22 protein-coding genes and 1 pseudogene are annotated in these 15,658 nt (G+C 59.0%); 10 read left to right on the top strand and 13 right to left on the bottom strand.

Translation table 11 applies throughout. The annotated features are described in order from the left end of the window. Positions 1-4: 4 nt before the first annotated feature. Together CGK93_RS23510 and CGK93_RS09545 are read right to left on the bottom strand one after the other, a co-directional pair. Positions 5-172: a hypothetical protein gene (locus CGK93_RS23510; RefSeq protein ID WP_157731687.1), complete on the bottom strand. Its 168-nt coding sequence runs from the start codon at positions 170-172 to the stop codon at positions 5-7. Between the two features lie 132 nt (positions 173-304). Beyond that, positions 305-484 (bottom strand): hypothetical protein, encoded by a 180-nt coding sequence (locus CGK93_RS09545; protein WP_157731685.1) that lies wholly within the window; start codon positions 482-484, stop codon positions 305-307. 472 nt (positions 485-956) lie between these two features. Here CGK93_RS09545 and CGK93_RS09540 point away from each other — a divergent pair, with 472 nt between their 5' ends. Then, positions 957-1,157: a hypothetical protein gene (locus CGK93_RS09540; RefSeq protein WP_089594608.1), complete on the top strand. Its 201-nt coding sequence runs from the start codon at positions 957-959 to the stop codon at positions 1,155-1,157. 51 nt (positions 1,158-1,208) lie between these two features. Here the strand turns inward: CGK93_RS09540 and CGK93_RS09535 are convergent, their stop codons facing one another. From CGK93_RS09535 to CGK93_RS24580, 4 genes are all read right to left on the bottom strand, one after another. After that, complete coding sequence (locus CGK93_RS09535) at positions 1,209-1,676, bottom strand: hypothetical protein (protein ID WP_232481594.1); 468 nt, start codon at positions 1,674-1,676, stop codon at positions 1,209-1,211. Between the two features lie 4 nt (positions 1,677-1,680). After that, complete coding sequence (locus tag CGK93_RS09530) at positions 1,681-3,423, bottom strand: DUF4304 domain-containing protein (protein ID WP_089594607.1); 1,743 nt, start codon at positions 3,421-3,423, stop codon at positions 1,681-1,683. 442 nt (positions 3,424-3,865) lie between these two features. Further along, complete coding sequence (locus CGK93_RS09525; RefSeq protein WP_089594606.1) at positions 3,866-4,414, bottom strand: hypothetical protein; 549 nt, start codon at positions 4,412-4,414, stop codon at positions 3,866-3,868. 160 nt (positions 4,415-4,574) lie between these two features. After that, on the bottom strand, positions 4,575-4,751 hold the full coding sequence (locus CGK93_RS24580) for a DUF7660 family protein (protein WP_442857041.1): 177 nt from the start codon (positions 4,749-4,751) through the stop codon (positions 4,575-4,577). Positions 4,752-4,953: 202 nt separating this feature from the next. Here CGK93_RS24580 and CGK93_RS24070 point away from each other — a divergent pair, with 202 nt between their 5' ends. The 3 genes from CGK93_RS24070 (at position 4,954) to CGK93_RS09505 (ending at position 7,903) form a co-directional block, all read left to right on the top strand. Further along, complete coding sequence (locus tag CGK93_RS24070) at positions 4,954-6,480, top strand: hypothetical protein (protein WP_089594604.1); 1,527 nt, start codon at positions 4,954-4,956, stop codon at positions 6,478-6,480. 116 nt (positions 6,481-6,596) lie between these two features. After that, positions 6,597-6,836: a hypothetical protein gene (locus tag CGK93_RS09510; protein WP_089594603.1), complete on the top strand. Its 240-nt coding sequence runs from the start codon at positions 6,597-6,599 to the stop codon at positions 6,834-6,836. 53 nt (positions 6,837-6,889) lie between these two features. Continuing rightward, entirely contained in the window at positions 6,890-7,903 is a 1,014-nt protein-coding gene (locus tag CGK93_RS09505) for a 3'-5' exonuclease (protein WP_089594602.1), read from the top strand. A 42-nt stretch (positions 7,904-7,945) separates the two neighbouring features. Here the strand turns inward: CGK93_RS09505 and CGK93_RS09500 are convergent, their stop codons facing one another. Together CGK93_RS09500 and CGK93_RS09495 are read right to left on the bottom strand one after the other, a co-directional pair. After that, positions 7,946-8,509 carry a hypothetical protein gene (locus CGK93_RS09500; RefSeq protein WP_157731683.1) on the bottom strand — a complete coding sequence of 188 codons (564 nt, stop codon included), beginning with the start codon at positions 8,507-8,509 and terminating at the stop codon, positions 7,946-7,948. 378 nt (positions 8,510-8,887) lie between these two features. Continuing rightward, entirely contained in the window at positions 8,888-9,391 is a 504-nt protein-coding gene (locus CGK93_RS09495; RefSeq protein WP_157731681.1) for a hypothetical protein, read from the bottom strand. 214 nt (positions 9,392-9,605) lie between these two features. On the opposite strand from CGK93_RS09495, the gene CGK93_RS09490 reads away from it, so the two are divergent. Continuing rightward, on the top strand, positions 9,606-10,133 hold the full coding sequence (locus tag CGK93_RS09490; protein ID WP_089594599.1) for a DUF4265 domain-containing protein: 528 nt from the start codon (positions 9,606-9,608) through the stop codon (positions 10,131-10,133). 82 nt (positions 10,134-10,215) lie between these two features. Next, entirely contained in the window at positions 10,216-10,596 is a 381-nt protein-coding gene (locus tag CGK93_RS09485) for a hypothetical protein (RefSeq protein WP_157731679.1), read from the top strand. On the opposite strand, the gene CGK93_RS09480 is transcribed toward CGK93_RS09485, so the two are convergent. The 4 genes and pseudogenes from CGK93_RS09480 to CGK93_RS09465 all read right to left on the bottom strand — a co-directional run bounded on the left by CGK93_RS09480 (position 10,580) and on the right by CGK93_RS09465 (position 12,303). Then, on the bottom strand, positions 10,580-11,053 hold the full coding sequence (locus tag CGK93_RS09480) for a hypothetical protein (RefSeq protein ID WP_089594597.1): 474 nt from the start codon (positions 11,051-11,053) through the stop codon (positions 10,580-10,582). The genes CGK93_RS09485 and CGK93_RS09480 overlap by 17 nt on opposite strands. Before the next feature lie 24 nt (positions 11,054-11,077). Beyond that, entirely contained in the window at positions 11,078-11,308 is a 231-nt protein-coding gene (locus CGK93_RS09475) for a hypothetical protein (RefSeq protein ID WP_089594596.1), read from the bottom strand. Next, on the bottom strand, positions 11,309-11,593 hold the full coding sequence (locus tag CGK93_RS09470) for a hypothetical protein (protein WP_157731677.1): 285 nt from the start codon (positions 11,591-11,593) through the stop codon (positions 11,309-11,311). It lies immediately after the preceding gene. Between the two features lie 135 nt (positions 11,594-11,728). Further along, a pseudogene (locus tag CGK93_RS09465) lies at positions 11,729-12,303 on the bottom strand (recombinase family protein). A gap of 375 nt (positions 12,304-12,678) precedes the next feature. Between CGK93_RS09465 and CGK93_RS23505 the strand changes: the two are divergent. Both CGK93_RS23505 and CGK93_RS09455 read left to right on the top strand, forming a co-directional pair. Next, positions 12,679-13,041: a hypothetical protein gene (locus CGK93_RS23505; protein ID WP_157731675.1), complete on the top strand. Its 363-nt coding sequence runs from the start codon at positions 12,679-12,681 to the stop codon at positions 13,039-13,041. Between the two features lie 86 nt (positions 13,042-13,127). Then, complete coding sequence (locus CGK93_RS09455; RefSeq protein ID WP_157731673.1) at positions 13,128-13,442, top strand: DUF6228 family protein; 315 nt, start codon at positions 13,128-13,130, stop codon at positions 13,440-13,442. 46 nt (positions 13,443-13,488) lie between these two features. Here CGK93_RS09455 and CGK93_RS09450 read toward each other — a convergent pair whose 3' ends face one another. Further along, positions 13,489-13,833: a DUF7878 domain-containing protein gene (locus CGK93_RS09450; RefSeq protein ID WP_232481593.1), complete on the bottom strand. Its 345-nt coding sequence runs from the start codon at positions 13,831-13,833 to the stop codon at positions 13,489-13,491. 830 nt (positions 13,834-14,663) lie between these two features. Between CGK93_RS09450 and CGK93_RS09445 the strand changes: the two genes are divergently transcribed. After that, positions 14,664-15,128, top strand: coding sequence for a hypothetical protein (locus tag CGK93_RS09445; protein WP_089594591.1), 465 nt, complete (start codon positions 14,664-14,666; stop codon positions 15,126-15,128). Further along, positions 15,128-15,439, top strand: a complete 312-nt coding sequence (locus CGK93_RS09440; RefSeq protein ID WP_089594590.1) for a transcriptional regulator — start codon at positions 15,128-15,130, stop codon at positions 15,437-15,439. The genes CGK93_RS09445 and CGK93_RS09440 overlap by 1 nt, the downstream gene beginning before the upstream one ends. The last annotated feature ends 219 nt before the right edge of the window (positions 15,440-15,658 follow it).

Below are 15,658 nucleotides of genomic sequence, written 5' to 3'. Positions count from 1 at the left end.
TGTGTCATACAGGGCCGACAGAATTCTCCGGCGGGAAGATCATTGCGAGTTGCTCCGGCGGCAGCCGGGCCAGCTTCGCCGCAAGGATGGGAGCCGTCTCCGCCAGTTCCGAAGTGGACAGCCCAGGGTCAGGAGGGGTCCAGGGCACATCAGGTTCATCGTCAGCACGCATGTTGACAAAGTGCTCCGATGAAGCGTTTCGTGACGCGAAATACCCATCGGTGTTGGCGAATGCCGTGCAATTACTGCCCCGCCATGCGCCCTATCCGTAACCGACACTCAGGTGAACGGGACGGTGAAAGGCTCAGTCGCCGGACATCACTGCTTCCAGCACGGCCTGAAACGCCGGGCCGACGCGGATCGACAATTTTCCGTCCTCAGACACCGAGGCCAGTTGCTCATACCCGGCGCATTTGCTCCAGCACACGTGTGGGATCACGGGACCAGGAGCATCGCTGTAGCCCATGGCAGTGAAACGCACCATGCCTTCAAGCACCATCACAAGACTCGTAGCTATGTGTGAGAACTTGGATGTCACAGCCAAACCGGCACCTCGCGCCTACGGTTGGGCCATGCTCGTATTGAGTCTTGCCGCTGCCGTAATCGGCGTGTTCCTCATTGCCAACCCGGACGGCTGGTGGACTTATGCGACAGCCGCCGTAGCTATCGGTTGGGCAGCCCTATTTATTTATTTCGGAGTCAGGGGTCTGTCGCGGTCTTCTTCGAAGCGAGTCAGCGCCAGCTCACGTTAGAACGGGCAACGTCTCTGACCGGCAGATAGTCAGTCGCTTTGGGTCAATCGTCCTGCGTCCGCGAAGTCGCAACGCGCTCCGGACCCTCCTGCACGACGGTCCTAAGTACAGCCGCGCTTGGATGGTCGGCTGCTCGAAACCACGTCATCAGGTAAAGGCAAAACAGATGCCTGCCAGCTCTCAGGGGTGCCCTACACTGGGCGCATGGGGACAAACGGCAAGACGATGACCTTTTCGATACTCTCAGGACTGGCTGTTGCGGCATTCTCGCTTTTTGCGGCGCTGTGGGTTAACGGGAATATCCCAGCGGCCGCCGCGATCTCTACTTCGTTCATCCTCGGCGTGGCTGTTTTTCTCGCCACGGCCAGAGGCCAGAAAGCCAAGAAACAGACCAGCCCCTACTAGCTCTCTGCAAATGCCAGTCACGCTTTCACGGATGAGCAAGTTCTTTTGCAGCTAGTGCAGGTCCTCGAAGCTCTCCTCGCCAGGGCGCCAGACCATCCAGGACCGATCTTCAAAGCCGATGAGCATAGCAATCTCGACATAGACCTCATCAACCGCGGGGTGAATCACCACGGTCCCCGTATCGAGCTCAATGCGTATCCCTGTACCTGTTGCCTCGCCGGTGGAGACCACAGTCCCAGGGGTCAGCCGGCGTAGTGCGTCTGCGTAGCCAAGTTCGGGCTCACGCCACGAACGACCGGCCGATTCCACAACCGGCCACACATAACTGTTCAGAACGATCGGGCCGTCGGCCTTGGGTTCACCGTCGAAACGCAACTGCACGTAGTCGTTGAGCACGAACTCGACCGAGTACATCCTGATTCCAACCAGCCGAGACAGCAGCTCATTGGGCACGTATGACACCGCCGCCATGTCCTGCTCGGGTGCCTCGTCGACACGGACTTCTCCCGTGAGTTCCACCCGGCTACCAGTTCGAGTCTTCAGGAAGCGCAGTAGCGGCCTCAAAGCTCACCTTCCAGTGTTCAAGTTCATTGGCATAGAAGGAGTTCGAAAGAGTAAGCGCCTCTCGGAAGTCGATCGCAGTCCGTAGGACCTTCATCGCTGTTGCCCGGTCTCCAACAGACAGGGCCCAGAGTCCGAGGAAGGCTATGGGGGTTCCTCGTCCAGCGATGCACCTGGATTCTGCTGGGGCGCCTGTGTTGTGTTCCACGTAGGCTCGCACGAGCTCGTAGGAGCCCAACGAGTCCAGGAAAGGGAGGATGGTGCCGTCGAGCTTGTCGGCAGCAAGCCTAACGTCTGTTGGGCTTATGCCCGACTCTTCAACAAGTCGTATGTCCAGCCCTGCCTCATTGATATCTGCTGGTTCCCTGGGCGGCCAGGTCGTGACGAATCTCGTGCCATACGACCATGCGAATTGGTTCATGCCAAATGAACCGATGGCGACAACATCAACTCGATCCGAGGAGACCCGCCGGAAGGTCCGCCCGGTTGGTTTGAAGCCACGAGCCTTCAAGATCGGAGCAAATTGGCTGCGGATGATAGCATCCATGGCCGCCCTGGCCCGTCGTTGCGCTGGGTCGGCTTTTGCCCTCACCGCGCCTGCCTTGGAGCGTCGGAGCAACTTATCCCGTTGCTCCACGCGCTCCTGCGAGAGACCCAGGTACTTGGCAATGCGACGCACCATGTCACGGCGCGTCAGGTCTTCAAACAGCTCGTTCAATTCGGCCCGGTCATTTTCCGTTAAACGTCCGGCAAGCGACTCAAGAGCTGCACTGGCCACGCTGAGCGCAAGCGCACCAGTCATCCCCGGGACCCCGCTGCTGGCGGCGCCACGTCGAGCCAGGACGCCCAGTACACCAGAACCCAACTGGTCATTAGAGAGCTCTTGCGCGGCGAAGACGCTGGCGCGGACGAGGTCATCATTTCCGTGCGCAAAGAGCATGGCACCTGCGAATCCCAAGACAGCATGCTCGTCCGGTGCAACTATGTCCGTGTCCGAGGCGAGCTTCAGCCATTCAGTCAGAAGCAGGGATGGACTGGTGTGCGTCAATTCTTCAGCGACTTTTTTCCGCCATGACTTTCCAGGCTTCGCCGGTCCCAGACTCGTCAGAAGTCGAACCAGGGGAGCAATTTCACCGGACGGAAAACGGAGCGCGGCTTCGCGGGCGGGGACACCCCAGCCGTCTCCGTCCCGGATGATGGACAAATCCAGAATGTCCGGAGGCGTTGCCGCGGCAAGTACACGTTCGATGAGTGCCAGTGTTTCCGGCATCTGCCAGTAGTCCATCCGGCCAAGGCCCGCCACGGGCCCCGGAATCAATTCCAGGACGGATCGAAGGTCCTTGACGGACTGCAGCAGCTGCTGTGTAGCTGCCCCTTTGAGGCAGATTTGTTCTGCCGCCCGCAAGGCAACTCCGGCGCGTTGGCCGTCAAACTTCTCAAGCCGGGCAACGATTCGCAATGCAAGGGTGGCCGTGGAAGCATCCCAAGGGAGGGTTCTTCGCCGCAGTCTGTCGACGGTGGTATCGATGGACATGCCGACAGGTGAGGACAAAAGAAGCAGCAGGCACGACAACCTGGTGTCTTCGGAGAACGGAGCATCGGCAGCCAGTGCCGGCCAATCCGTCCATTCCAGCTCACTCGAGCGGATTGCCAGGTCGACAGTTTCCCGGTGGCGGCCCAGTTCACTATTCACTGAATCATTCATGTGAGCCTTCCGCTCGCGAAGCTTCCGGCAGAACCATGGCCTCTTTGTCGTTCACGTCGCGATTTTACGGCACCATTTGGGACTGGCCTTGGCATCCATACGTCAATCCGACACCGTGCCAAAGAAACCCTTCAGCAACTTGCCCGATGGCAGTGCGGCCTGCCCTCAACCGGAAAATTTGCGCCACTGGAATGCCCATAAGCCAGCGTTGCCCTGCAAAGCCCCCGATTTCGTTTCCCTGGTAGAGCCCTATGGTGCCAAGTAGACCTGCCTGCTGGGCAAGCCGGGTCTTACGCTCGAACGGTCTAATGCGAGTCAGCCCGACAACACGGGTTCCGCAACGCCCGTACAACGCTCTCAACGAATGCAATTGATACTGGAATCAGACAGGCATAGTTTGATTTGGAAGCCCGCCGGTCCCCCATCGGCGGGCTTTCCTGCGCTACAGGTGCTGAGTGTTTGACGTCTGAATGTCCGGGGCATCTGCCGGTGGTGTCGCGTACAACGCGGCCGACGCCGTCACCGCGGCTGGCTTCAACCGCAGCACGCGGACAGCCTGGACGACAACGAAGATCTCAAGAGCAACCACGATGTAACCCTGAAAGTTACCCGTTGCCATGAGGGTGCTGACGATGGATACAACGTCCAAGACGACACTTATGCCGGTCACGACCAGGGCGGCAACCAGAGGCGCCTTGATGATGGTGTTCTTCGTTGCGAGGTTCCAGATTCCGATCCCTAGCATCGCCAGGATGAGCAGGACACCAAAGGCGATGGTTATGAGAGCTTCATTTCTCACGTTCTCAGTAACCAGAGCCAGGTATCTGCCGTAGGCGGCAATCCCCACAATTGCGGGGACAGCGTTCAGGGCCCCGACGATCATCAGCATGATCCCAACACCTTGGCGACCTTTGCGGGAAATCGTGGCGTTGTCTTTTGATGCTGCTCCCCCGGATGGCAGATCAGCGGGGCGCGGAAGCTGGAGGCTCATATGGGTTCCCTCTAAGAGTGCAGGGAGTACCCAGTGCGCCCCCATCGAGAACAATGTAGCAGTGGGAATGTCCGCTGAGGCCTCCGCTCCTGCGCATCGACCAAAATCAATCCGGCCGCCCGGTGACCCTGCGGTTTGAGGACCAAGCTGAATTACCAGCTTATTCATAGATCTTGGCAGCGAGTAGCATCTGGGCAAATAGCTGCCACGAAGGTACGTCCGGGACAGGTTCCCCCCGGTTCATAAAGTAGCCATCCATATCGCGTGTCCAAGCCGACATTGCCTCCAGAAAGCTTTCGAGGTCGGCGTTCTCCCAACCTTCAGGATCCTGCCGCATCGAATCCCGGAGTTGATCAATAAAGTCAGCCAAGGCTATGCGATTCATGTTGGGGTCGGGATACGCCGCGAAGTCATGACTAATGCAAGCACAGCCTGTCCATGTTCGATGATCCGGTGACTTCATGCGAGGCTTTACGGGATCAGGCTCTCAGCGCCAGCGGCGAGCCTTCCACATCTTGATCCAGCCGAGGAGCCTGCGAATGCCGCCACGTCAAAGCCCAGCCCAGAAACTGGCAGCCAAGTTGCTGCTTGGCGGGGAATGGGCGCCGGTCACCAACACGATCGGTTTCATGCAACGGTCTCTGGATGAAGCCACTGTTGAGTGGAGGCAGTGGGCTCAAGAGAGTTTTCACCAGCCGCCGGCTGGTTTCGGGGTCACCGAGCACCGTGGCACTCTGGCTGAGCTGCTGGGAAAGCTGCTGCCGCTGGGCTACGGTCAACGCTGGCTTCTCCTGGAGACCACGAACCCGGAGTGGACAGCTGTCATGGAAAACACCCGCGACACTGCTCATCTTTGGCCCTTGCGCGGTCACTTCGCGTCAGTCCGGGGAATTCCCACGGTTCAAGTGGAGGATGAACCAAAGAACATCAAGCGCATGCCGGACGAGCCTGCCAGGGGACGCTGGGGCGGCCGGACCCTCACTACTTATGAAAAGACGGGCCTGCGCAGGTTTCTAAGTCTCTACAACTCCGAGCCCTGGAAATTCACCCAGAACGGGGAACCGTATGCTTTCGAGAACACGGAACAGTACCTGTTGCCGCGGCCATTGGACTGCTTTCCCCACGAAACGTTGGTCGAGATCTGCAGGAACCTGGGTCTGAGCCCTTTCGAGGAGGACTTCTACGTACCCAACGGGCGGGGGTTCATTATCGAATCCCTCCACGAACCATCAGGGGACGAGCCAGGGGCGACACGGTTCACGCTGGCTGAGGCCAGAGCCGGATTTGAGGACCTTGAGCACCCCAGGGTTGATGACCCCGCGGTCGGTAATGCTCTCTATCCCTTGGGTTCGGCAAACACGCACCCCGACGCTGTTTATCCGGCTACGGGCCATAAACCGTTCCGTGAGCGCACGCCATGGGATGAAGCCCTGAAAGGGTTCGAAGAAAGCGTTCAACGTTACAGCAGCTACCCTGCGTCGGCATCGCTAAGTGAAGGCCTTGAGGAATACGGCATCCTGGCCTCACCGACTTTCTCCTCGGGTGGGACAGGTAGCGAGAGCATCAGCGTCAGTGTCACGCCAACACTGCTCGAAGCGCCGCCTGAAGCCCGCGAATACACTGCCGCGTACGCGGTCCTCCAGTGGAGGCAAGCCAACGGAAGATCCGTCTCCGAGTTCTACCCGAACCGGAAGCAGATGACGATCATCCGCCGTATGTACGAAGAACAGGGGATGTACCCGTTCGACGTAACCCCAGCCCAGGTCTACAGAACACTGGCCATCGACAAAATGGTTCGTTCTGTTACTGAGCTCAGGATCACCGACGAACTTGTCGACTGGGAAACCCGGTCCGTCACTGGATCACCGACGGAGAAGACCAACGAGCACGACGAAAGGAACAACTCCTGCGCCTGGAAGATCCGGAAGATCATGCAGGATCAGGAAGACGCGATCTGGAACCCCGACGTCGATGACCGCCAGCCATGGAAACAGGTAGTGCCCGAGGCGGGTTCCTCTGCAGTGCCCGGGCTGGACCGAGAAAACATAGGGTCATTTCGCCGCTGAAACCGTGAGACGACGACATATGGCTGTTGTTGAGGTTATTGGGGGCCGGGAACATGACGGAATGGAAGCCAAGCTGGTGGGCGCGACTGTTGGGCACAGGCCCATGGAGACTCTCGATGCATGAGGGCCGGCTGCAGCTGAGCAGCGTACCAGTACCGGTGGACGCCGATCTGCTTGATGTTCTGGGATTGCGTGCAGAGGAAGCCCCGAAGCGGATCGTCATCACTCTTGCCCATCGACAGGAAGCTGTTCTTACCGGAGCCTCTCGCCGCACATTGAGCGAGGTAGCGGCTGCCTACCGCACCGAGGTCGCTGAACGGCGCCTTCTGGCTGCTCTGCTCTCAGAAGCGCTGTAGTCACCGCATGGGACCGGCAGCTCCGGGCTGCTCACGAGATTGATTTCGAAGACATGCTGAACCTCGCCACCGATCACGTCGAATCGGGCCGTTGGACGAGTCCCTACAAGGTAGTCATGGTCGACGAAGTGCAGGACAGCAGCGCCGCACGGGCAGCACTGGTGAGGGCACTGACCAAAACCCCGGGCACGTACTTATACGCTGTAGGCGACGACTGGCAGTCCATCAATCGGTTCGCAGGCTCGGATATTAGCGTGATGACCGGCTTCGATGACTGGTTCGGAGCCAACTCAACGATCTGGCTGGAACGTACTTTCCGTTACCCGCAGTCCTTGTGCGACATTGCCGGGGAGTTCGTCATGAAGAACCCTGCCCAGATCTCCAAAAATGTTCAGTCATCGGCACCGGATACTGGGAACACCGTGCTTGCTGTCAGCGTCCCGGACCGCGGCGACTACGCATCAGCTGTTCGGGAACACCTGATGGAGATTGACAGAGAACTCACAGAACCAGCCACCGTCCTGCTGCTGGGCCGGTACACCCGGTCCAAGGATGATGTTCTCTCAGCCTTGGAAGCCAGGTACAGACACCTGTCAGTCCAGTTCAATACCGTCCACGCTTCCCAGGGCAAGGAGGCCGACTACGTGGTCGTCCTCGGCCTGAAGCGGCGCGGTTTTCCCAACACCATCGAGGACGATCCCCTCCTGCAGCTGGCCATGGCAGCTCCGGATCACTATCCCCATGCTGAGGAGCGACGCCTGTTCTACGTCGCCCTGACACGCGCCCGGCGTTCGGCGCTGCTTTTCACCCGCAGCGGCATGGAATCAGCGTTCCTTATCGAGCTCGTCAGGGACCAGGGGGTCATGATCCGGTCCCGCAAGGGCGATGACGTTACCCCGGCAGTCTGCCCGAAGTGTAAGAAGCGCACCATGAAAGAACGCAAGGGGCCATACGGACAGTTCTTCGGATGTACGGGCTATCCGCTGTGTGATGGAACGAGGAAACCCGCAGAGGTGACACGACGACGACGGTGTCAGTGCGGGTCTCTCACGTCACAGGGAAATTGATCGAGCTCGGCCAGGCGTTCGACAGCGGCCCATGAGCCCGACTCAGGCTCGCTGTTCCTTGGGGGGATCCAAGGGTGTTTGGCGATCTACTCGAACCGGGAACCAGTCCAGTGTTTCGAGATCGGGGTGGCGGCGGAGGATCTCGATCAGTTCTTTACTGCCGGAGACCTTGGATCCCAGCAGGTCCCAGTCCGTCCAAACGACCCACGCCCGGTCCTCCGGCCACCAAAACTCAGGTGTGTGGTTGGGAAGAGCTGGTTCCAGCAGCGCCGGCAGTAGAGCGTCGAGTTCGAACGAGAAAACTCGGCGTCGCATGATCCCATCGGCACCGACCACAAGACCCAAAATGTCGTCCGCGTATCGATCTGCATAGGCGAACATTCCTTCCGCCCGATGAGTTTGTGTCGCGCATTGCAGCAGGGGTAGAAGTGCTTCTAGCTCCACCTGACCGATGGTCCCGCTCATGGGTTGGTACACAAATTCAGCACCAGGCAGAACAAGCCCGGCTTCATCCCACCCCAGCATGGCGTCCCAGCGAAAACATGGAGGGACTTCCAACCCATCCCAGAACGCTCCCCGTAGCGGAACGCCTTTGATATCGGCCACTTCGCTCCACCTGATCCTGACAAACTCAGACGGCGGGGCCACAAGGTAGATGGGGCCTTTATCCTCCTCAGCGAGCAGACCCGGATCAACACCCGGGGGACACACATATTGATTGTGGAGAATCCAGACACTGTCCTCGCAACCAGGTGGAAGGACGGCCGTCTCCGCTGCGTTGACGACGTCTTCTCCCAGCCACGACAGTTCTTCCTCAAACCCTTTGATTGACCAACCGGCAGGCAACGGGCTTCCAGGCTGCTCAGACATGCGCCACCCCGGAGGCAGGACAGCATCCTCGGTATTCATGAGCAGAACCTACCATCAGGCATCCCGGAGGCCATCCCTACAGCCACCCAAAAGAGCACTGGTCTACGTGGAGCATCAGGTGATGGCATCAGCCAGACCATCCGCGTGAACACGTAATCTCACCAACTGATCATCTGAGATTGCACGAATCGGCTGGTCCGGGTCCAGAGGGCAGAAGAAGTCGCCATCAGAAGTGAGGGCAGACAGAACACTCCCGGACATATGCTCCGGCAGAAACAGGAAGGGCGGATCGACAAAAGGAAAGCGCTCGCTGCTGACCCAGGCCACTCTGCATCCGGCGTCGATGATCGTCTGCAACGTCCCACGAACGGCCGTTGTCCAGGCTTTCCCACTCAAAAACTCCTGGACCCGTACATCCCACAGTTTCACTTCCCAGGACTCACCGTAAAGACGGGATTCTGCTGCATCCGTTCCGGCAGGCCACAAGCCCAGCGGGAAGGACCTTTCAACCCAACACTTCGGATCGACCAGCCCATAAACGATGAATCCCGGCATCTCCTCTTGTCCGCCGTCGGAGTCCCAGAACACTGTCAAGGTTTCGCGTGCGGGCGGCCTCATTTGCGGGCACCCCGCTGATGGAGCTGAGTTGGTGGGGAAACGCAGTCGACAATTGTCATTGATCGTTGCCTGTTCTAGATGCGGGATACAACTACCTGCTGGCGCTGGATTTCAGCGAGGAGGTCCCTGCCCAGTTCGCCCCAGTGTATTCGTTCCTCGACAGGGCGCCCGCGTCGCTTGCTGATCGCTTGCCTTTGTTCGGTAGTCTCAGCGGGTGACTGACTATCGGCAACACCCCAGCGTCGTGGCGCATTGGCACGACGGCGCATTCCAGCCGCTACCCGAAGCCCTGGACGCGCCTGACACCATCTGGTTTGCGCTGCCTCCGGAACCGGACACCGAGCAAATGTGGGAAGGACTTCGCGGCCGAGTTGAAGCAGACGGCACAGCCACTGTTCTGGCAGTGCCGGCTTTTCTCTATGACATAAACTTTGGCGACAGGGTGAACGTCATGCGCTCCGCAGAGGACGCCGTCGTTGCCACAGGACTCGACCACGACGCATCGAACTTCACCTTCCGTATCATGCTGAAAACAGACGACCCAGATGCTTGGCAACCGCTGGCCACTGAACTCGCCCAGCTCGGATGCATCCTTGATGTCATGTCTCCGCGGTTCTTCGCTGTGTCCTGCAACGAAGCTTTGTCGCAGGTCGTCGCCGACAAGCTGTTTACTCTGCAGAACAACGACGAACTTCACTATGAGACGGGCAGAACGAAACTTCCGGAGCCCAAACAGGCGTAGCTTCCGGGATGCTGGGCTTTTTTCTCCGGCGCTGGTACTGGCTCCGGAAAGCTTGCCCAAGGTCCATGCAACGAACTAAGGAGTGATCATCAGAAACCTTCGACTCATGCGGCGGATCTACGTCGAGTGGCCCCAGCCGTCCAAAGCCCTGATGCTCTGTTTTCCTGCGTTCTTCATTCTGTCGTTCCTCCTGGCGGCCTTGAAGTTGCCGTTCTGGGCCGTTTTGATCCCCATCACCTTGGCCGGAGTGTCAGCGTTTTCTCTGGGATTCTGCATCTTCAGGGACATCAAGAACACCGCCACAACATGGTCCCGTCTCTATAGGGAAAGCAAGAACATCGCCCCGGACGGTTTCACAATTGCTGACGTACCGACCATCAAAGGCATGGGATTCATGTACATGCTGATGGGAGCCATGTTCGTTGCCAGCTCGCTCTGGACCGTCTTTACAACAGCACGATGAACGCCCGTCTTGACCCCTCTGGCAGTGTTCCACCTGTGCGCTTGTGCCGATAATCCTTGATCGGCAACCGCATCACTCGCTGACGCTCACAGACGAGAAGCGTCTCCCCGTCCCCGCATTCGTGGTGGCGGCCAGCCGAAGTCAACCTGCACCGGCCTCTTGCCCATCTTTGGCTCAGGAACACCACGTTCTTCCCGCCGCGCCCGGGCAGCCCAGTCCTGACGTGCCCAAAGACGAGAAGCCAAACGAAGAGACGAAACCTTACTGGCACGTACATACCGCCGAACGTGATTTCGTCCCAGTGGTAGCTATAGAGGTCGCCGTCCTTGGTCCGTGCAAAGACCCGCTCCTGGCCCGCGGCAACAGCGCGGTCATGCCAGCGCTTGACGCCTTCATCGATCTCGTCGCGCAGGTCCACGTCTTCGGCGCGGAGCCTGAACCCGTCCGGCTCAGTCATGGTGTCCTCCCGCCAACTGACGCACTACCTGGGCCACAGGAAAACGCCCAAGAAGACCAACCCTGCCATTGCCGGAATAGCAGCCGCTACCTTCGACAGAACGAGTTGGTACTCATACGTCTTGAATTGCGTGCCCTCGGGCAGCCACGCCCAACCATCAACGCCGGATCGTGCCATCAAGTTGCGCATCAGATAGAGCGCCAGGCCGCTGAGTATGAGGAAGGCGCCGACTATGCCCAGGAATAGATCGCCCATCTAAGCCCCAGCCCACGGTGGCCTGAAGATCAGCGTCAGCACCACAATCAGCAGACCACCCAAGACCAGCACTGCACAGAAGAACACTCCGAGCATCTCGAAGCCCCGGATTCGTTGCACCTCTTTTTCCGACCCTGCGTCGACGTCGGATTCAGAGTCGGTGAGCTCGTAGCCAACCTTCCGACCAAGCATTTGCGATGAAATCCAGTACTGCCGGCGCGCGATTGGTCGCCTAAACATCAGCCACACCACACCAATGGCGATGAAGACCAGACCCAACGCCATGCTTCCCTCCCCCACAATGCTCTCGTCGTGTCACCATCCTAGAAGCGCAGCGCCCTCACACGACACGCGCCGCGCACGAAGAGATCCCCGTTGGCGACGAAGGATCACGATGCCCCGGCTCGCTGGCCAGCAAATTCACGAGGATGACGCGGCGCGCTGAATCGCACGGTAGACGGTGGAACGGGCGACGCCGAAGAGCTCAGCGATTTCGGTAGTGGTGTGTGCCCCATCCCGATGCAGACTGACGAGGTGGGTTTCCTGGGCCTTGGAGAGTTTCGGTTGCTTTCCCCTCAGCCGGCCTCTGGCCTTGGCTACTGCCATTCCTTCGCGGGGTTCTGGCGCGGATGAGGTCGGCTTCGAATTCGGCCACCATGCCCAGGACGTTGAACAGTAGCTTCCCCACGGGATCGTGCGGGTCGTAGACGCTGCCCCCTCAAGTTCAAAGCGACGCCTTTACGGGTGAGCTCATCAGCGATGTCCCTGGCGTCAGGCAATGACCGGGCGAGTCGATCTAGTTTGGTCATCACGAGGGTGTCGCCGTTGCGACAGGCGGCGAGGGCCTTGCCAAGGCCGGGCCGTTCGCGTTGGGTGCCTGTTAATCCGTGATCGACATAGATCGCGTCAGGGTTCACGCCGGCAGCCGCGAGAGCATCCCGCTGGGCAGTCAGATCTTGTGTGTTGGTGGAAACACGGGCGTAGCCGATAAGCATGATGCCGAGTGTAGCGTTTAGGGCCCCTTCACCGGGCAGTTTTGCGGGCGGGTCTTACGGGAATTCCGGTTCCCCGGAATGACGCAGAATCTCATGAGCGATATGTCGGGTAGCGCGGCGGCCGGTGGAGGACCGGCTCACGGACATGCAGCAACGGTCTTAGTTGGCCGGTTCCGCTTCGGGCAATGGCACTATGGCTATGTGATAATCGAGTCGATGAATGAGGCCATGCGACCCCTTCGTCTTTTAGCGCATCCTTTCGTAGAGGCAGGCAGCCTGGATCCCCGGATACAGGCTGAACTAGACGAGGGACTGACGATTCGGGATGGGTGTCTGCTTTTCGTATCGCAACTGCACAATATTCGGCAGTCGAGCGTGGCAAGTCTCGGTGGTCCCACTGGATTCGAGGGCTACATTAACAAGCTTCCGCTGGATTGGCTGATCGCCGGCGCGGATAGGTCTGCTGCTTGGCTGGCCTTCGTGGGCACGAGCGAATGGGCGGCCCGCTGCCTCGCCCAGGGCATCATGCTGGGGCGAGGCGTCGCCTCAGCTGCCGCTGACCTGGGGGACGTCCGGATCGACACCTGGATGTCCGTCGATTACGGTCCCGACGAAGAGTACCCCTCCGCTGCCTTCCGCTTCGTGACCTACAGGGCAGACGACCTCTGGGCCGGCGACTTGGCGGGCTTCGAACAGCCCGTCCTGCGCATGACTTCTCAACCGGCAACCTTTCGATGAACGAGGTACTCATCGGTCACAAGGGAACGCTCCACCTCCGTACAGAGCCAGGGGAACCTAGTTCTCGGGAGACTTCCGATTACCTCTTGATCACAGCGAACTTCGACGGGCTCTGCGCCCGCAAACGGGTCTACGACCTCGATGGGTGGTCGCGTCTTCTTTCCTTATTCGAGGAGATCGAAGCCAGTTGGCGGGGTTGGGATGGCGACAAACTGTTCACTTCTCCGGAGGGAGATTTCCGACTCGTCGCGAAGCACGTCGGGCACATTCATTTCTCCATCGAGCTGAACGAATTCCAGCGGCTGGATCCTTGGTCTGCGAAGGGTGAGTTCGACCTGGATCCCGGCGAAGAGCTGACGGCTACGGTGGAGGCGCTCAGGGCCCTGCTGGTCGGGCGGTAGAGGATCCTGCAATGGGCATGCTCTCGAGTCCGGTGAAGAAGCTGACTCAACGATGAATTACCTCACCAGGGTCGAGCCCCAGCGATAGGAGGTCGAGTTCGATTTGACTGAGGAACTCTCTGCAGCCGCTCTCAACTTCCGCCCAATCGAGTGGATTGCTGATCACATCGGGGCTGAATACTGACCCGACCAGCCATCCTGACGACCCACGCGTCAGTGCAACCGCGCCAACTTCTTCAAAGGACATCGAGTCAAACATGAAGTCGCCTCGGTTCGCGTCGTTGAGCCAGAGAAACAAGCTGCGAGCGAGTTCGACTATGGGAAAAGCTGGCTCCCGATAGAGTAGCGCAGGCCCTACCGAGACAGTGAGATCGGCATCAAGACCGACCAAGTAGTCAGCTTGGCTCGTTCCTCCGATGTTGTCAGAGTCTAAGTTCGCGTAGGTAAGTCTCATAGTTGCCATCTCATCACCAACCCTCCGTGCTCTGCCCGGGAATCACTCGCACACTCTCTAAGCAGTGGGACAGAATCTGGTCAACGAGGATGGCGCCAACTGGGGCAGCGCCTGCTGCAGGTATGTTGTTGCAATGCTAATGCGAAGCGGCGATGGCCGCGGAATAGAGGACGGGGTCCTCATCAAACGCTGGACGATCGGTGCAATGACAGCGTTCTCGTCCTCATGAGGGACGAGATCGTTTGCCCAAATTGCGGGCAGGACTGGGTCAAATTGTACAGACTCGTAAAAACAGGCGAACCCTTTCAACTCTGTGATGAGTGCGATGCGGTTTGGTCAATCGGAATCGAACCCAATATGACATCCCTTGGAACCTTCGACACTTTCCTGGCAGTACGTGGTCTATCGGAAGTAGAGGACGAAATCGAAGAGGTCCAGTGACGCAGCGCGGAGGGCTCGAATCGGGTACTGATTCAGCCATGCTCAGAGGTCTACGCATTACTGCTGGCTGAGGCTCGAAGTATCTCATGACCCTAGCCAATTGTGACCGGTATGTGGCCACTCCAATGAGGAAGACCCTGCAGATCGATGGCAGGTACGGGTGTTCCCGAGCGAGCACTCCTTCCTATAGGGAAAGGCTGCACGGTAAAGGATCCCCAAGCGGGCGCTAGCACGCCTGGTGGACGACCGGCTGCGGGACGCTGAAATCAGCTCAACCCGCTCATCGGACCTTGACTTTCCCGGTTGGAAATCGATAGTTTTCCAATATGGAAAATCATAGCGGGGAAACTGAGGCAACCGCAGCTCGCAAAGCCCTTGAAACGCTCCGGCAGGACACATCGAGGATCGCCCACAGAGCCCGCGCTCCCTTCTGGTACCGCTTCGGGTTCGCACTGGCGGTGGTTGCATTTATCCGGGCTTTCGGATTGGAAGGCGGCGCGTTCATCCTGGTCATTTCCATCAGCGCCGCAGCTGCGGTAGGACTAGGCCTTATCCGCCCCTGGGTCACCAAGACCCAAGCCGATCCCTGGGCCGACAGCCCGGCCCTTCGATGGGGGCTGCTCCAAACGGCAGCCGTACTCGTATTCGGGGCAGCCGGCATCCTCCTCTTCACCATCACAAAAGAAGAATGGGTACTCTGGCTCACATCCGTTCTCGCAGGCGCCGCATGCCTATGGTCAAGCGCCCGAATGGAGAATGCACTCGCCACTTCGATCCGCGAGAATCGATAATGCCTTTCCCAGAACATCCGCTGCCAGCCTCGGACGACTTAATTCACAGCCCATACCGCCTGCGAATCTGCAGCCTCCTGCACCGGCTCGGCGACACCGAATACCAACTCCTGCGTGACAGCCTGGACATAAGCCCCTCAGTTCTCAGCAAACACCTCAAACGACTAGAGGAAGCGGGCTACATACAACTCTCCTCACGCACGGTCGACACCCGCCCACACGGCTGGGCCTCACTGACGGAGACGGGCCGAAAAGCCTTCCTCTCCCATGTTGCATACCTTGAACAGATCATTCGCGACGCAGAAACCTAGCAATGGCCCATGCACTGATGGCACCTGCCCGCACCCTCGTGAATCCCCGCTGCACATAATGCGCCCGGTAAAGGATCCTCACCGGACGCATGGTTGGCCGGCCATAGACTGTCGGCATGTCGAGGCAATCGTTACCCAGGGGGACGTTCAGAGGAGATCAGTGCGATCCGGAAGAAGCAGCACCGCAACCGCAGTGGCGGATAGGGTGCCAACCGACCA

This window comes from Arthrobacter sp. YN (genome assembly GCF_002224285.1).
In the GTDB taxonomy this organism is placed as follows: Bacteria; Actinomycetota; Actinomycetes; order Actinomycetales; family Micrococcaceae; genus Arthrobacter.
This window is presented reverse-complemented; position numbering and strand designations above follow the sequence as displayed.

Bases quoted from the DNA above. Each gene is read 5' to 3' on its own strand.
- CGK93_RS23510 (WP_157731687.1), bottom strand. From the start codon at position 172: ATGCGTGCTGACGATGAACCTGATGTGCCCTGGACCCCTCCTGACCCT.
- CGK93_RS09545 (WP_157731685.1), bottom strand. From the start codon at position 484: ATGGTGCGTTTCACTGCCATGGGCTACAGCGATGCTCCTGGTCCCGTG.
- CGK93_RS09540 (WP_089594608.1), top strand. From the start codon at position 957: ATGGGGACAAACGGCAAGACGATGACCTTTTCGATACTCTCAGGACTG.
- CGK93_RS09530 (WP_089594607.1), bottom strand. From the start codon at position 3,423: ATGAATGATTCAGTGAATAGTGAACTGGGCCGCCACCGGGAAACTGTC.
- CGK93_RS09525 (WP_089594606.1), bottom strand. From the start codon at position 4,414: ATGAGCCTCCAGCTTCCGCGCCCCGCTGATCTGCCATCCGGGGGAGCA.
- CGK93_RS24580 (WP_442857041.1), bottom strand. From the start codon at position 4,751: ATGCGGCAGGATCCTGAAGGTTGGGAGAACGCCGACCTCGAAAGCTTT.
- CGK93_RS24070 (WP_089594604.1), top strand. From the start codon at position 4,954: ATGCCGCCACGTCAAAGCCCAGCCCAGAAACTGGCAGCCAAGTTGCTG.
- CGK93_RS09510 (WP_089594603.1), top strand. From the start codon at position 6,597: ATGCATGAGGGCCGGCTGCAGCTGAGCAGCGTACCAGTACCGGTGGAC.
- CGK93_RS09505 (WP_089594602.1), top strand. From the start codon at position 6,890: ATGCTGAACCTCGCCACCGATCACGTCGAATCGGGCCGTTGGACGAGT.
- CGK93_RS09495 (WP_157731681.1), bottom strand. From the start codon at position 9,391: ATGAGGCCGCCCGCACGCGAAACCTTGACAGTGTTCTGGGACTCCGAC.
- CGK93_RS09480 (WP_089594597.1), bottom strand. From the start codon at position 11,053: ATGACTGAGCCGGACGGGTTCAGGCTCCGCGCCGAAGACGTGGACCTG.
- CGK93_RS09475 (WP_089594596.1), bottom strand. From the start codon at position 11,308: ATGGGCGATCTATTCCTGGGCATAGTCGGCGCCTTCCTCATACTCAGC.
- CGK93_RS09470 (WP_157731677.1), bottom strand. From the start codon at position 11,593: ATGGCGTTGGGTCTGGTCTTCATCGCCATTGGTGTGGTGTGGCTGATG.
- CGK93_RS09445 (WP_089594591.1), top strand. From the start codon at position 14,664: ATGGAAAATCATAGCGGGGAAACTGAGGCAACCGCAGCTCGCAAAGCC.
- CGK93_RS09440 (WP_089594590.1), top strand. From the start codon at position 15,128: ATGCCTTTCCCAGAACATCCGCTGCCAGCCTCGGACGACTTAATTCAC.